13 protein-coding genes are annotated in these 14,130 nt (G+C 72.3%); 8 read left to right on the forward strand and 5 right to left on the reverse strand.

What is annotated here, in order from left to right:
- Positions 1 to 8: 8 nt before the first annotated feature.
- Together ACGFZN_RS21710 and ACGFZN_RS21715 are read left to right on the forward strand one after the other, a co-directional pair.
- Positions 9 to 401: a YidH family protein gene (locus tag ACGFZN_RS21710; RefSeq protein WP_393860099.1), complete on the forward strand. Its 393-nt coding sequence runs from the start codon at positions 9 to 11 to the stop codon at positions 399 to 401.
- Positions 389 to 712: a DUF202 domain-containing protein gene (locus ACGFZN_RS21715; RefSeq protein ID WP_393860100.1), complete on the forward strand. Its 324-nt coding sequence runs from the start codon at positions 389 to 391 to the stop codon at positions 710 to 712. Before ACGFZN_RS21710 ends, ACGFZN_RS21715 begins: the two co-directional genes overlap by 13 nt.
- On the opposite strand, the gene ACGFZN_RS21720 is transcribed toward ACGFZN_RS21715, so the two are convergent.
- Positions 709 to 1,713 carry an NADP-dependent oxidoreductase gene (locus ACGFZN_RS21720; protein WP_393860101.1) on the reverse strand — a complete coding sequence of 335 codons (1,005 nt, stop codon included), beginning with the start codon at positions 1,711 to 1,713 and terminating at the stop codon, positions 709 to 711. The two genes, ACGFZN_RS21715 and ACGFZN_RS21720, sit on opposite strands and share 4 nt — an antisense overlap.
- Before the next feature lie 56 nt (positions 1,714 to 1,769).
- Here ACGFZN_RS21720 and ACGFZN_RS21725 point away from each other — a divergent pair, with 56 nt between their 5' ends.
- The 3 genes from ACGFZN_RS21725 to ACGFZN_RS21735 all read left to right on the forward strand — a co-directional run bounded on the left by ACGFZN_RS21725 (position 1,770) and on the right by ACGFZN_RS21735 (position 4,500).
- Complete coding sequence (locus ACGFZN_RS21725; protein ID WP_393860102.1) at positions 1,770 to 2,069, forward strand: hypothetical protein; 300 nt, start codon at positions 1,770 to 1,772, stop codon at positions 2,067 to 2,069.
- 187 nt (positions 2,070 to 2,256) lie between these two features.
- Positions 2,257 to 3,279 (forward strand): phosphotransferase family protein, encoded by a 1,023-nt coding sequence (locus ACGFZN_RS21730; RefSeq protein ID WP_393860103.1) that lies wholly within the window; start codon positions 2,257 to 2,259, stop codon positions 3,277 to 3,279.
- Positions 3,280 to 3,285: 6 nt separating this feature from the next.
- Positions 3,286 to 4,500, forward strand: coding sequence for an acyl-CoA dehydrogenase family protein (locus ACGFZN_RS21735; RefSeq protein ID WP_393860104.1), 1,215 nt, complete (start codon positions 3,286 to 3,288; stop codon positions 4,498 to 4,500).
- A 60-nt stretch (positions 4,501 to 4,560) separates the two neighbouring features.
- Here ACGFZN_RS21735 and ACGFZN_RS21740 read toward each other — a convergent pair whose 3' ends face one another.
- From ACGFZN_RS21740 to ACGFZN_RS21750, 3 genes are read right to left on the reverse strand one after another with little or no spacing between them, the layout of a single operon-like run.
- On the reverse strand, positions 4,561 to 5,154 hold the full coding sequence (locus ACGFZN_RS21740) for a TetR/AcrR family transcriptional regulator (RefSeq protein WP_393860105.1): 594 nt from the start codon (positions 5,152 to 5,154) through the stop codon (positions 4,561 to 4,563).
- A gap of 26 nt (positions 5,155 to 5,180) precedes the next feature.
- Positions 5,181 to 6,848, reverse strand: coding sequence for a class I adenylate-forming enzyme family protein (locus ACGFZN_RS21745; protein ID WP_393860106.1), 1,668 nt, complete (start codon positions 6,846 to 6,848; stop codon positions 5,181 to 5,183).
- The gene (locus ACGFZN_RS21750; RefSeq protein WP_393860107.1) at positions 6,845 to 7,618 is read right to left on the reverse strand and encodes an SDR family oxidoreductase; all 774 of its coding nucleotides are present in this window, start codon (positions 7,616 to 7,618) and stop codon (positions 6,845 to 6,847) included. The genes ACGFZN_RS21745 and ACGFZN_RS21750 overlap by 4 nt, the downstream gene beginning before the upstream one ends.
- A gap of 104 nt (positions 7,619 to 7,722) precedes the next feature.
- Here ACGFZN_RS21750 and ACGFZN_RS21755 point away from each other — a divergent pair, with 104 nt between their 5' ends.
- Positions 7,723 to 8,955, forward strand: coding sequence for an exo-beta-N-acetylmuramidase NamZ domain-containing protein (locus ACGFZN_RS21755; protein ID WP_393860108.1), 1,233 nt, complete (start codon positions 7,723 to 7,725; stop codon positions 8,953 to 8,955).
- A 97-nt stretch (positions 8,956 to 9,052) separates the two neighbouring features.
- On the forward strand, positions 9,053 to 10,357 hold the full coding sequence (locus ACGFZN_RS21760) for a serine-threonine protein kinase (protein WP_393860109.1): 1,305 nt from the start codon (positions 9,053 to 9,055) through the stop codon (positions 10,355 to 10,357).
- 76 nt (positions 10,358 to 10,433) lie between these two features.
- Here ACGFZN_RS21760 and ACGFZN_RS21765 read toward each other — a convergent pair whose 3' ends face one another.
- Complete coding sequence (locus tag ACGFZN_RS21765; protein ID WP_393860110.1) at positions 10,434 to 13,220, reverse strand: penicillin acylase family protein; 2,787 nt, start codon at positions 13,218 to 13,220, stop codon at positions 10,434 to 10,436.
- A gap of 220 nt (positions 13,221 to 13,440) precedes the next feature.
- Between ACGFZN_RS21765 and ACGFZN_RS21770 the strand changes: the two genes are divergently transcribed.
- Complete coding sequence (locus ACGFZN_RS21770) at positions 13,441 to 14,043, forward strand: hypothetical protein (RefSeq protein ID WP_393860111.1); 603 nt, start codon at positions 13,441 to 13,443, stop codon at positions 14,041 to 14,043.
- The last annotated feature ends 87 nt before the right edge of the window (positions 14,044 to 14,130 follow it).

Below are 14,130 nucleotides of genomic sequence, written 5' to 3' on the forward strand. Positions count from 1 at the left end.
TCGGCCGCGTGAGCGACTTCGTGACGAACATCCGGCTGTGGTTCGCGCCGGAGCGGGTGCGGGACGAGGGCGGCACGCCCGACTACCGCTTCTCCCTGGCCAACGAGCGCACCTTCCTCGCCTGGCTGCGCACGGCGCTCGCGCTGATCGGCGGCGGATTCGCGGTGGACCAGTTCCTGCCCCATCTGCGCTGGGCGTGGCGGGCCGGTCTCGCGCTCGCGCTGCTCGGCGCCGGCGTGCTGTGCTCCCTGCGCGCGGTGAACCACTGGGTGCGCTGCGAGCGGGCGATCCGGCGCGGCGAGGACCTGCCCGCGTCCCGGTTCCCGGCGCTGCTCGGGCTGGTGGTCGCGGTGGTGGCCGTGGCGATGGTCGTCGTGGTGCTGGCCGGATGGGCGGGGTGAGCCCGGCCCGGCGCGATCCCGGGCTGCAGCCGGAACGCACCCGGCTGGCCTGGCGCCGTACGACCCTCTCGGCCGCGGTGGCCGCCGTCCTCGCCGTGAAGACCACCCTGCACGGCGGTCCGACGCCCGCCGGTGTGACCGTCTGCGTCCTGTGCTGCGCGCTGTTCCTGGGCTTTCTGCTGGTGGCCAACCGCCGGATCCGGGCCCTTGCGGCCGCTCCCCGCCCGGCGGCGCTCGCCCCCCGGCACGCGGCGGCGGCGGCGCTGTGCGCGGTGGCGCTGGCGGTGTGCGCGGCGGCGCTGGTCGTCTAGAGCATGCCGTTCTGGCCGGCGCCGTACAGCAGGCGCTCCTCGTCCCTGGCCCAGACGGCGCCCTCCGCCTCCTGCCGGCCGACGGTGACCACGATCTTCCCGCGGGTGCGGCCCTCCTGGTTCAGCCGCTGCGCGTCCGCCGCCCGCTCCAGCGGGAAGGTCTCCTGGACGTGCACCGAGATCACGCCCCTGTCGGCGAGGGCGGCGAGGGTGCCCAGGTCCTGGGCGTCCGGGCGGACGAAGCAGTAGCGGCCGCCGTAACGCACCACCTCCGGGTCGGCGATCGACGCCATCCGGCCCTCCGGAGCGAGCAGGTTGGCGGAGGTCTTCAAAGTGTCGCCGCCGACGGTGTCGAAGACCGCGTCCACCCCGTCCGGGGCCAGCGCGCGCACCCGTGAGGCCAGGCCCTCGCCGTAGGCCACCGGCTCGCCGCCGAGGCCGCGGACGTAGGCGTGGTTGCGGTCGCTCGCCGTGCCGATGGTCCGGGCTCCCAGGTGGACGGCGATCTGCACGGCGAGGGAGCCGACCCCGCCGGCCGCCGCGTGCACCAGCACGGTCTCCCCGCTCCGCACCTGGAGCGCCTTGACCAGCACCTGGTAGGCGGTGAGCCCGGCGAGCGGCAGACCGGCGGCCTCCTCGAAGGACAGGGTGCGCGGCTTGCGGGCCAGGGTGCGCACGGGCGCGGCGACGTACTCGGCGAAGGTGCCGCGGGACAGGAAGTCCTCGCGGCAGTAGCCGACGACCTCGTCGCCGGCGGCGAACTCGGTGACCGCGGCGCCGGGCCGGACGACCACTCCGCTGACATCCCAGCCGGGGACCACCGGGAAGACGGCGTCCAGGACGGCGTCCAGATGGCCCTCGCGGCACTTCCAGTCGACCGGGTTGACGGCCGCGGCGCGGACCTGGACCAGCACCTGGTCGGGGCCGACCTTCGGGTCGCGCACCTCGCCGTACTCCAGCACCTCGGGTCCGCCGTAGCGGCGGTAGCTGATGCCCTTCATGTCCTCGACCCTCCGGGGTACTCGTGCGCCACGCAAGCGGTACGAAGGCGGGCACCATGACCACCCCTCATCAGGAACACACCGAGCACGGCACGCACCGCCACGGTCCGGGCTGCGGGCACAACGCGGTGTCGCACGGCGACCACCTGGACTACGCGCACGACGGGCATCTGCACCGCGAGCACGCGGGTCACTGGGACGAGTGCGAACCGGGCGGGCACACCGTCCACCAGGGCCACGAGCACGTGCACTACGACGAGTGCGGGCACGCCCAGGTGCGCCACGGCGACCACGTCGACTATCTGCACGGCGGCCACCGGCACGCCGAGCACGAGGGCCACTGGGACGACCACTGACCCCTTGAACCCCTTGGCGGGGAACACACGGGAACAGGCCGACGGCTTTCCGGCAGCGCGCCGGGAGGCCGTCGGCCTATCGTGGCTCCCGTCACGTTTCGCCTTGTGGCGGGTACACCTACTGGACGGCATACCGACCGGTCGGCATCATGGCTGCATCGTGTTCACCCGTTCGTAGGAGTGATGTATGAGCGCCGACCACCCGCCCGGACTCGACCTGGACCGGCTGCGCGCCCAGCTCGACCGCGAGCGCCCCGGTCTGGTGACCGGCCCCCTGACCGGCCGGCTGATCGAGGGCGGACGGTCGAACCTCACCTACGCGGTCTCCGACGGCGCCTCCCGGTGGGTCGTACGACGGCCGCCGCTCGGCCACGTCCTGGCCACCGCCCACGACATGCGGCGCGAGCACCGCGTGATCGACGCGCTGTACCCGACGAACGTACCGGTCCCGCGCCCGGTGCTGCTGTGCGAGGACGAGGACGTGCTCGGGGCGCCGTTCTACGTCATGGAGTTCGTCGAGGGCACCCCGTACCGCACGGCACAGCAGCTCGCCCCGCTGGGCGCCGAGCGCACCCGCAACGCGGTGCTGTCCCTGGTGGACACGCTGGTCGAGCTGCACGCGGTGGACCCCGCCGGGGTGGGCCTCGAGGACTTCGGCCGGCCTGAGGGCTTCCTGGACCGGCAGCTGCGCCGGTGGGGCAAGCAGCTGGACGCCTCCCGCAACCGCGAGCTGGCCGGCATCGACGAACTGCACGCGGCCCTGGGCCGGGAGCTGCCGCACTCGCCCGCCCCCGCCGTCGTGCACGGCGACTACCGGCTCGACAACGTCCTCATCGGGGACGACGACCGGATCAACGCGATCCTCGACTGGGAGATGTCCACCCTCGGCGACCCGCTCACCGACCTCGGCCTGCTGGTGATGTACAGCCGGCCGCTGGGCATGGCCCACTCCCCCGTCTCCACCACCGCCGAGGCGCCCGGACACCCCTCTCCCGAGGAGCTCGTCCAGCGGTACGCCGAGCGCTCGGGCCGGGACGTCTCGGCCGTCTCCTGGTACGAGGCGTTCGCCTGGTTCAAGCTCGCCGTCATCCTCGAGGGCATCCACTACCGGTACACGCTCGGCCAGACGGTCGGACGCGGCTTCGACCGGATCGGGGACCTCGTGCCCGTCTTCATCGACCACGGACTGACCACTCTCCAGGAAGGCTGACCGGTCATGGACTTCGCGTTCGACGCGCGCACCGAGGAGCTGCGCGCCAAGCTGCTGGCCTTCATGGACGAGTACGTCTACCCGGCCGAGCCGGTGGCGGAGGAGCAGCGGGCCGCGCTGGCCTCCCCGTGGGACACCCCGGCCGTGGTCGGGGAGCTGAAGGCCGAGGCCCGCAGGCAGGGCCTGTGGAACCTCTTCCTGCCCGACGCCGAGTACGGCGCGGGACTCACCAACCTCCAGTACGCCCCGCTCGCCGAGATCACCGGCCGCTCCCCGCACCTGGCGCCCACCGCGACCAACTGCGCGGCGCCCGACACGGGCAACATGGAGGTGCTGGCGCAGTTCGGCGACGAGCGGCAGAAGAAGCAGTGGCTGGAGCCGCTGCTCGCCGGCGAGATCCGCTCGGCGTTCGCGATGACCGAGCCGGAGGTCGCCTCCTCCGACGCCACCAACATCACCACGCACATCGAGCGGGACGGCGACGAGTACGTCATCACCGGCCGCAAGTGGTACATCTCCGGGGCGATGAACCCGGACTGCAGGATCTTCATCGTGATGGGCAAGACGGACCCCGACGGCGCCGACATCCGCCGCCAGCAGTCCATGGTCCTCGTCCCGCGCGACACCCCCGGCGTCACCGTCAAGCGCGCCATGCAGGTCTTCGGCTACGAGGACCACTCGCACGGCGGCCACGCCGAAGTGGTCTTCGACCACGCGCGCGTGCCGGTGTCGAACCTGATCGGCGAGGAGGGCGGCGGCTTCGCCATCGCCCAGGCCCGGCTCGGCCCCGGCCGGATCCACCACTGCATGCGGCTGATCGGCATGGCCGAGCGGGCGATCGAGCTGATGTGCCGGCGGGCCGTCGCCCGTACGGCCTTCGGCAAGGCGCTGGCCCAGCAGGGAGTGGTCCAGAACTGGATCGCCGACGCGCGGGTCACGGTGGAGCAGCTCAGGCTGCTGGTGCTGAAGACGGCCTGGCTGATGGACACCGTCGGCAACAAAGGCGCGCACACCGAGATCCAGGCCATCAAGATCGCCACGCCGCGCGCGGTGGTCGGCATCCTGGACCGGGCGATCCAGCTGCACGGCGCGGGCGGGGTGAGTCAGGACTTCCCGCTGGCCGAGCTGTACGCGAGCGCCCGCACCCTGATGCTGGCCGACGGCCCGGACGAGGTGCACCAGCGCTCGCTGGCGCGCCGGGAGCTGAAGAAGTACCTGTGAGGGAGCACGGGTGAGGGGCGGCCGCCCTGGGCGGCCGCCCCTCACTTCACTTCGTTGCTCTCACGGACGCAGCGCGCGCAGCAGCAGGTCGGCGAGGTGGTCGGCGACCTGCTGCGGGGCGAGGGGGCCGTCCGGGCGGTACCAGGTGGACAGGTGGTGGACGGAGCCGAAGTGGTAGTCCACCACCAGGTCGGCCGGGGTCGCCGTGGAGAAGACGCCCGCCTTCTGGCCCTCCTCGATCAGCGCGCGGAAGCGTTCGTGGTAGCGCCGGCGCTCGGCGCGCACCTGCTTGTTCTTCTCCGGGCTGAGGTGGTGCATGGACCGGAAGAAGATCGACGCGTCGTCGAGGTTGTCGATCGTCGTGACGACCACGTCCGCCGCGGCGGCTCTGAGCCGTTCCTCCACCGGCGCGTCCATGCCGGCGAAGTGGTCGAGCCGTTCCTGCTGGATGCGCAGCACGCGCGCGTACACCTCGTGCAGGAGGTCGTCCTTGGAGCCGAAGTAGTGGTACAGCGCCCCCTTGGTGACGCCGGCCGCCTCCACGATCTCCTGCACGGAGGTGCGGTCGTAGCCCTGCTCGGCGAAGAGCCGGGTGGCGGCGGCCAGCAGCCGCTGCGGAACGGGCGTCCCGTCTCCGTCCGTCGTCCTGGGCACTGCCGCCACCTGCCTTTCCGTGATGCTTACCGAATGTCCTGCGCGCGGGAACGCAGTTCCCGACGGAGGATCTTGCCACTCGCCGTCTTGGGCAGATCGGGCAGGATCTCCACCTGACGCGGGTATTTGTAGGCGGCCAGTCTCTCCTTGCAGTACGCCGCGAGTTCGTCCGGGGTCGCCTCGGCGCCCGGCCGCAGGCTGATGTACGCCCGCACCGTCTCGCCACGGTAGCCGTCCGGGACACCGACGACGGCCGCCTCGCGCACCGCCGGGTGGGTGTACAGCACGTCCTCGACCTCGCGGGGCCACACCTTGAAGCCGGACGCGTTGATCATGTCCTTCTTGCGGTCGACGACGTAGAGCCAGCCCTGCTCGTCCATGAAGCCGATGTCGCCGGTGCGCAGCTCGCCGTCCGGGAAGGACTCGGCGGTGGCGTCCGGGCGCCGCCAGTAGCCGGGGACCACCTGGGGCCCGCGTACGACGATCTCGCCCTGCTCCCCGAAGGGCACCTCCTCGCCGCGCTCGTCCACGATCCGGACGACCGTGTCGGCGCCGGGCAGGCCCACCGACAGCGTCCCGGAGACGGGGTCCACGGGCGCCTCCAGGCCGGGCGGCACCGAGGCGCAGGGGGCGGTGCACTCGGTGAGGCCGTAGCCGACCCGGATGTACGGCCCGAAGCGCTCGCGGAACGTCTCCACCAGGGCCGGGGGCACCGGCGCTCCGCCGGAGGAGATGTTGACGAAGGAGGCGAAGTGCTCCGGGGTGGCGTCCGGGCGGGCGGCCAGTGCCATGAACGCCGTCGACGGTCCGACCGTGTAGTGCGGGTGGTGCTCGGCGAAGGCCTCCAGGACCACTCCGGGCTCGAAGCGGTAGGTGAGGACCAGGGTGCCGGCGCTGTTCAGGCAGGCGCCGAACTGGCACACCATGCCGGTGATGTGGAACAGCGGCGCGAGCGCGTAGTAGACGGGCGCCTCGGGCAGCGCGAGCCCGGTCCGCTGCCGCTCGGCGTTGTGCATGATGTTGCCGTGTGTGTTGGTGGCGCCCTTGGGCGTGCCGCTCGTACCGGACGTGTAGCTGATCAGCGCGATGTCGCCGGGGCGCGGGTCGCGGCCCGCGGGCGCCGTGCCGCCCTGCCGGGCGACGGCCACCAGGTCGTCGGCGTCCGGCGCCTGGGGCAGGCGCTCGAAACCGAGCACGCGCGCGTCGTCGCGGGTCTGGAAGTCCCGCTCGGTCGCGGTGAGCACGATCCGCACCGGCGAGTCGGCGGCGGTCTTCCTGAGGTACCCCTCCCACGCGCGGTCGGAGCAGATCAGCGCGGTCACCTCGGCGTCGTGCAGGATGTGCCCCATCTCGCCCGACTTGTACATGGGGTTGACCGGGACGACGGTCGCGCCGGCCTTCCAGGCGCCGAGGACGGCGAGCACGAAGTGCGGGGAGTTCTGCAGCAGCACGGCCACCCGGTCGCCGGGCTCCAGGCCGCGGGCAGCGAGGTGGGCGGCGACGGAGTCGCTCAGCTCGTCCGCCTCGCGGTAGCTCAGCCGGGCGTCGAAGTAGGCGAGGAAGGTGCGCTCGGGCGCCTCGGCGACGGCGGTGCGCAGGGCGTGCACGAGCGAGTCGGCGGGGTCTATGGGGGCGCGCTGGGCGTCGTCGAGCAGGGCGAGCCAGGGGCGCGCCGCGTACCGGGAGGCGGTCACCGGGACTCCTCCCACGTGCGCTGGACGCGGTTCATGCCGGCCAGCCAGCGGTCGGGGCTGGTGGCCCGCGTCGCGTAGTACTCGGCGACCTCGGGGTGCGGCAGGATCAGGAAGCGGTCCTCCTCGATGCCCCGGAACAGGGCGTCGGCGACGGCGTCCGGTTCGATCGCGGTGGGCTGCAGCACCAGGTCGCCGGCGCTGCCGGTGGCGGCCAGCATGTCGGTGCGCACGCCCTGCGGGCAGATCGCGTGCACCTTCAGGCCGCGGTGGCGGTAGGTCAGCGACAGCCACTCGGCGAAGGCGTAGGCGCCGTGCTTGGTGACGCTGTAGGAGGGCGCGCCGATCATGGTGAGCAGTCCGGCGGCCGACACGGTGGACACGAACCGCCCGGCGCCGCGCTCCAGCCAGTCCGGCAGCAGCTCGTGGGCGGCGCGGACGTGCGCCATCACGTTGACGTCCCAGGAGACCGCCCAGGTCCGCTCGTCGAGCGGGCCGTCCGCGGCGCCGTCCTCGAAGGCGACGCCGGCGTTGGCGCAGTAGACGTCGACGGCTCCGCCGAGCGCGTCCCGGGCGTCGCCGACGATCGCGGAGGCGTCTCCGGGCACGGCGGTCCCGCCGATCTCCTCGGCGACCGCCTTGGCCTTGTCGCCGTCCAGGTCGTTCACGACCACGCGGGCGCCCTCGGCGGCGAAGCGCCGGGCCAGCGCGGCGCCGATCCCTCCGCCGGCCCCGGTGACGACCACTCCCGCATCCTGCACGGATTCCACCATCGGTCTCCTTCGACACGACTCAGCGCGGCGCGCATCGGCTCCGCTCACGCGAGACTAACCGGTCGGTATGTGTGAAGGAAGGCCCACTGCCTCAACCTCTGGTCATGCATCTGTCCAGACGGAACCTCCTCGCATCGGCAACCGTGGCGGCGCTTCCCGCGTCCCCTCCCGCCACGCCCGGCCGCCGTGACGAACCGCACACCGGGTTCGAGCGGCTAGCGGCCGACGGCTACGCCCTGCTGCAGGGCACGCGCGTCGGCATCGTCACCAACCCCACCGGCGTCACCCGCGACGTCCGGCACATCGTCGACGTCATGCACGCCGACCCCCGCGTGCGGCTGACCGCCGTCTTCGGCCCGGAGCACGGCTTCCGCGGCACCGCGCAGGCCGGCGGCTCCGAAGGCCGCTACGACGACCCGGCGACCGGCCTGCCCGTCTACGACACGTACCTGAAGAGCGGACAGCAGCTCGCCGACGTCTTCACCGCCGCCGGCGTCGACACGGTCGTCTTCGACATCCAGGACGTCGGCGCCCGCTTCTACACCTACATCTGGACGCTGTACGACTGCATGGAGGCCGCGCAGCTCGCGGGCAAGCGGTTCGTCGTCCTCGACCGGCCCAATCCGGTGACCGGCCGCCAGGCCCTCGGGCCGGTGCTGCACAAGGAGTTCGCCACGTTCGTCGGGCGGCAGCCGATCGCGCAGGCCCACGGCATGACCGTCGCCGAGCTGGCGCGGTTGTTCAACGGAGAGTTCCTGAGCAGGCCGGTCGAGCTGGACACCGTCCTGATGACCGGCTGGAAGCGCTCGGACTGGTACGACACCGCCGCGCTGCCCTGGGTGCCGCCGAGCCCGAACATGCCGACCCCGGACACCGCGCTCGTCTACTCCGGCACCTGCATGTTCGAGGGCACCAACCTCTCCGAGGGCCGGGGCACCACCAGGCCGTTCGAACTGCTCGGCGCCGAGGGCATCGACGGCCGCTGGGCCGCCGCCGTCAACGAACTCGCGCTGCCCGGCGTGCGGTTCCGCGAGGCGTACTTCGCGCCCACCTTCTCCAAGTTCCAGGGCAGGACGGTCGGCGGGGTGCAGATCCACGTCCACGACCGGGCCGCCTACGACCCCGTACGCACCGGGATCGCCCTGCTGGTGACCGCCAGGAAGGTCTGGGACGGCTTCGCCTGGCGGCCGGACGACTGGATCGACAAGCTCACCGGCTCCACCCGGGTGCGCACGATGATCGACGCGGGGGCCGGCACGGACGAGGTGGCCGGCGCGTGGCAGGAGGAGCTCGCCGCGTTCCGGCGGATCCGCAGGGAGTACCTGCTGTACCGGTGAGCCGCACCGGATGAGCCGTACCGTATGGCCAACTTCGCCCCCGCGCAGGACGATACGCCCGCAACGCATCGTTTCCGGGGGGACGAGGGAGCCTGGCATGGCGGATCCTGGGATGAGCGTGACTCCCTACTGGGAGCTGACCTTCGACGCGGACGGGGACGTGGACGGCCCCGAACGCGACCGGCTGGTGGCGCAGGTCACGGCGCGGGGCGTCCGTGACCTGATCGTCTTCGCCCACGGCTGGAACAACGACCGCTCGGGCGCGACCGCGCTGTACCGGAGCTTCTTCGCTCCGGTCCCCGCGCTCGCGCCCCGGGCCCGGCTCGGGTACGTCGGGGTGATCTGGCCGTCGATGCGGTTCAGCGACGAGCCGATCCCGGACTTCCCGCGCTCCGTGGCCGCCACGGAGGCCCGGGCCGCTTCCGGTCCGGCGCTGGACAAGGACACCCGGCGCGCGCTGCTCGCGGCCTTCCCCGGCCGGGCCTCGGTGATCGACCAGCTGGCCCGCACGCTGGACGAACGGCCCGCCGGCACCGGCGCGTTGCGGGAGTTCGGGCGGCTGGCCACACTGCTGGCCGAGGACGGGCGGCGGCAGGGCGCTGCCGACACGGACGAGGACGGCGAGCCGGCCGTGTTCACCGGGGACCCGGCGACCGCCTGCGCGGACTTCGCCGGCGCGCTCGCGGCGGCCGCCTCGCCCGGCGCGCCGGGTGAGGGTTTCAGCCTCCCGAACCCCTGGGACGGCGCGAAGGAACTGCTGCGGCAGGCCGCGTACTACACGATGAAACGGCGGGCCGGCACGGTCGGCGAGCGCGGACTCGGGCCGGTGATCGGGCAGTTGGCGGATGCGGCGCCCGGGGTGCGGGTGCATCTGGCCGGGCACAGCTTCGGCGGCCGGCTGGTGTCGTTCGCGCTGCTCGGGCTGCCCGACGGGGTGGGCACGGTGAAGTCGGTGACCCTGCTCCAGGGCGCCTTCTCGCACTACGCCTTCGCGGACCGGCTGCCGCAGGCCCCGGACAGAGCGGGGGCGCTCCGCGGCCGGCAGCGGCGGATCGACGGCCCGCTGGTGTGCTGCCACTCCCACTTCGACACGGCGCTCGGCACGTTCTATCCGCTGGCGTCCCGGCTGGCCGGGGACGACCGCTCGTGTCTCGGCCACGAGATCGCCGCCGTGCTGGGACCGGAGTGGGGCGCGATGGGGCACGACGGGGTGCAGGCGGTGCCGGGGACCGCACGGCTCGACCTCGCGGCGGCGCTGGCCGGCCAACTTCCCGCGAGCGGCTGCGCCAACGTCGACGCGGCCGCGGTCGTCCGCCGCGGCGGCCCGCCGGCCGGCGCACACAGCGACATCCTGCACCCCGAACTGGCCCGGGTGGTTCTGGCGGCGGGCCGCATCACCTGACCCGCCGCCCGGACCCGCAGGGGCCCACCGGCGCCGGCCGGCACCCGCCGGCCGGTGCCGGTGCGCCCACGCCGGGTCACCGGTGCGACGTGTACTCCACGACCTGCTGGAACGTCGGCCGGTTCTGCCAGCTGATCTTTCCGTGCTTGATGCCGCCCAGGGTGCGCTGGACGATCGAGTCGGCGCACCACTGGTCGCCGGCCGAGCACTGGTCGTCGCCCGGGTAGACCTGCGCTGCGGTCATCCCGGCCGCCTGGTCCAGGGTGCTGATCAGGACGTCCCGGCAGGCGCCGAGGCTGCCGTTGCCGCAGTACTTCTCGGCGAGGCCGCCCCGCACGTTCTCCCCGAGCACCGCCCGGATGTCCTTGTCGACATAGCTCCACCAGCCGTACTGGAAGGAGCTTCCCGCGTGCGAGCCGGTCGGGCCGTGTCCGGCGGACGGCGCCTCGTCGACGGGCAGGCTGCTCGTGAAGGCGTCGTACAGACCGCTGCCGAGGCCCGGTTCGAACTCGGCCTTGACCAGCAGCGGCCACCAGGCGTCCAGGATGCGGATCGCGTCGGCGTCGGCATAGGTGTGCGAACCGGCGGACGTCTCGGTGCGCCTGGCGCCCGCGTTCACCCACGCCTTCAGCTTGGCGACCGCCGCGGCGGCCGTGGGGTCGGTCACCGTGGACGAGTCGATCACCTTCAGCAGCTTCGGCAGCACGTCCTCGGCGCGCAGGTCGGCGAGGGCCGCGTCGGCCATGGCCTGCACCAGCTCGGCGCGGGTCACCCCGCCGGCCGCGACCAGCTTCTTCACCCGGTCCTCGAGCAGGTTGCCGCGGTGCACGGACCCGTCGCCCCAGGACGCGGTCGTGTAGTCCTTGGCCTGCTTGTTGTTCCAGGAGATGTAGTAGTCCTGGTCGACGGAGTTGGGGTGGGCCGAGGCCGGGGTGTAGTCGGCGGTGTTGGTGGCCGGGTCCCAGTTCCGCCACTCGTACGCCGGCTGCGCCCAGACCGGGAACTCCGCGTCGACGCCGGACGCCCGGACCGGGTTGTCACCGCTGTTGTAGTAGGCGGTGTGCCGGGAGTCGGCGTAGAACCAGTTGAAGGTGAAGTTGATGTGCTGGGCCGCGGCCTGGAAGTCCTGAGGACCCTTGACGAAGCCGGGGTCGTTCAGCATCTGGAAGCCGATGATCGAGTCGGCCTCGTGCAGATAGGACGAGCGCAGGGTGGTGTAGGCGACCTTCTTGCCGCCGACGGTCGCGCGGTACTCCACCGGGCCGTACTTCGTCCGCCACACCCGCATGGTGTACGAGCCGGCCGGTGTGCTGTCGGCCGTCGTCGGCGACCAGGAGTTCTTCTGCTCGACCTGGTCCATGGCCGTGCAGGCGCCGCGGTACAGGTAGTGGTGGTCGTCCTGGCACAGTTCGACGGCGTAGGTGTCGATGATGTCCTGGCCGGAGGTGGTCGCGCTCCAGGAGTAGTCCTGGCCGCGCCCGAGTTCGACGTACATGCTCAGGCCGGCGAAGGAGGCGCCGCGGGCGCTGATGCCGGGGCCCTGGATCTCCTGGAGCATGAGCAGCTGCGGCGCGAAGTAGCCGGTCTGCGGCCCGAAGACGGCGATCGGGTGGCCGCTCGCGGTGTACTTGCCGCTGACGACGAGCGCGTTGGACATGCCGCGTCTGGCCGAGCCGAGCGTGGTCTTCGCCGCGGTGGCCGAGGCGCTCCGGGCGGCGGCCGTGGCGGCGCTGCCCGTACGGTCGTAGACCAGCGGTTCCTGGGTGACCGAGCCGGCGTCGGGCAGGGCCTCGCCCTGGGCGTCGGCGGGTTTGCCGCCGTAGGGGAAGCTCTGGCCGTCGTGGACGGTCAGCACGGCCTCGGGGTCGTTGCGCTCGCGGAAGGACTCCCAGACCCTGGTGCCCTCCTCGACGCCGTACTTCTGCTGGGCGGCGAGCAGGGAGAGGGCGTTGTTGACCTCGCCACCGCCCCCGGAGCCGAACAGGGAGCCGATGACGGAGGCCAGCGCCACGAGGTCGGTGACCTTGAAGTGCTCGATGGTGCCGGCGTTGGTGATCGGGTCCTTGTGGCCGGTGAGGTCGTACTCGCCGGGGAAGTAGCGGCCGCTGTCGGAGGCGTCGATGTAGGCGTTGACGCCGTCGAGATAGGCCTTGACGTCGGCGAGGGCCTGCTGCCCGCGGGCGCCGTTCTTCGCGACCGCGTTGTCGATCTGCGCCTGCAGGTCGGCCTCGGTGTAGGGCGCGTTGCGGTAGAACTGCTGCTCGAGGCCCTGGTTGGCGGCGGCGCCGCCGGCGAAGGAGGTCAGCTGGCCGCGGCCGACGTGCCGGAAGACGTCCATCAGCCACAGCCGGTCCTCGGCCGCCGCGTACCCGGCGCCGTACTCGGTGCCGTACCGGGTGGTGCCTGTGATGTGCGGCACACCGGTCTTCTTGTCCCGGACGATCGTGACGTCGCCGCGTCCGCCGGGCTTCTCGGTGGAGGCGACCTGGTCGGAGGGGACGCCGAAGGACGCGTCGTTGAAGAAGCCGTTGATGGTCGAGTCGGTCAGGCCCGAGTAGCCGGTGGCCAGACCCGCGTACGGACCCAACTGGTCCTCGGCGTGCGCGGGCTGGGTGCCGAAGGCCTGGTTGAGCAGGATCTGGGCGAGGGTGGCGTTGCCGTTCTCGCCGGGCGGCAGGATGTCCGAGCACTGGCCGCCGCAGTAGTCGTTCGGCGCGGTGGCGGTGGCGGCGGCCGCCTGCTGGGTGAGGGGGGAGAGAAGTCCGGCGACGAGGACGCATATGGACGCCGTCTTCAGGAACCCGGTGAAGCGGCGGGACGTTCTCAGTCTGTCCAGGGTGATACGTGGGGTTCGCCGTGGCATGGCAGCTCCTAGCGACAGAGGTGGCCGAACGTTACCGCCGGTATCCCCACGTTTAAAGATGAACATGCGTCACTTTCCGGAGTCCGCAAGCAGAACGCACGAGAAGACCACACGAAGAGATGGAGCCGAATCGCCTGTCGATACGTCTATTCGGCGACGTCCGTGCGACGACGCCGAAGTGACCGAAGTACAGGTGCAGGTGTGACGGAGGTGCAGGGCGATGGCAGGTTTCCGGAGTCTGGCGAGACAAGTACGAGATCCGCGCTGCGATCTGGCGCTGCGGCGGTACTCACTGCGCAAGTGCCTTGAGAAGTTCGCCCCTTACGGGCATCGGGCGACCTGGGACCATCTGTGCTCCCGGGCGGGCTTCGGGCCCGAGGACCGCTCCCCCGACCCGGCGCGGCTCGTGGCCGCACTGGAGGAGCTGGAGGAGGCCCGGTCCGTCTGGCTCGCCTACGAGACCGACTTCACCGAGCGGCGCAGGAAGGAGAAGCACGACGGGCTGCGCCGGCCGGGCAGCGTGGACGACTGGCACCGGCTCACCTGGGGCGGCTTCGGCGTCGCCTGGTGCGACGACCCGAGGGTCCACCCGCACGAGCCGCTGGCGGAGGTGCTGCGCCGGCTGATCACCGCGCTGAACCGGGACCCGGGCTCCGCCTGCCCGGTCTGCGACGGCGACCGACTGGTCTGGCGGTACGGCCTGGACCACGAGCCGTCCTCCGGTCCGGTCTGCACCGACTGCGGCATCCTCGTGCCGCGCCCGGTCCTCACCCCGCGGGCACTGGAGTCCGCCCGCCGGGGGGCACTGCTGATGTCGGCCTGAGCACCGGGCCGCGGGCCGGCGGGGGACTTTCTCGAAGGGGGGCGTACAGGGGGTGCCGCGCCCCCTGCGCTGCCGGCGTACCGGCCG

The organism is Streptomyces sp. NPDC048192, assembly GCF_043202415.1.
GTDB lineage: Bacteria > Actinomycetota > Actinomycetes > Streptomycetales > Streptomycetaceae > Streptomyces.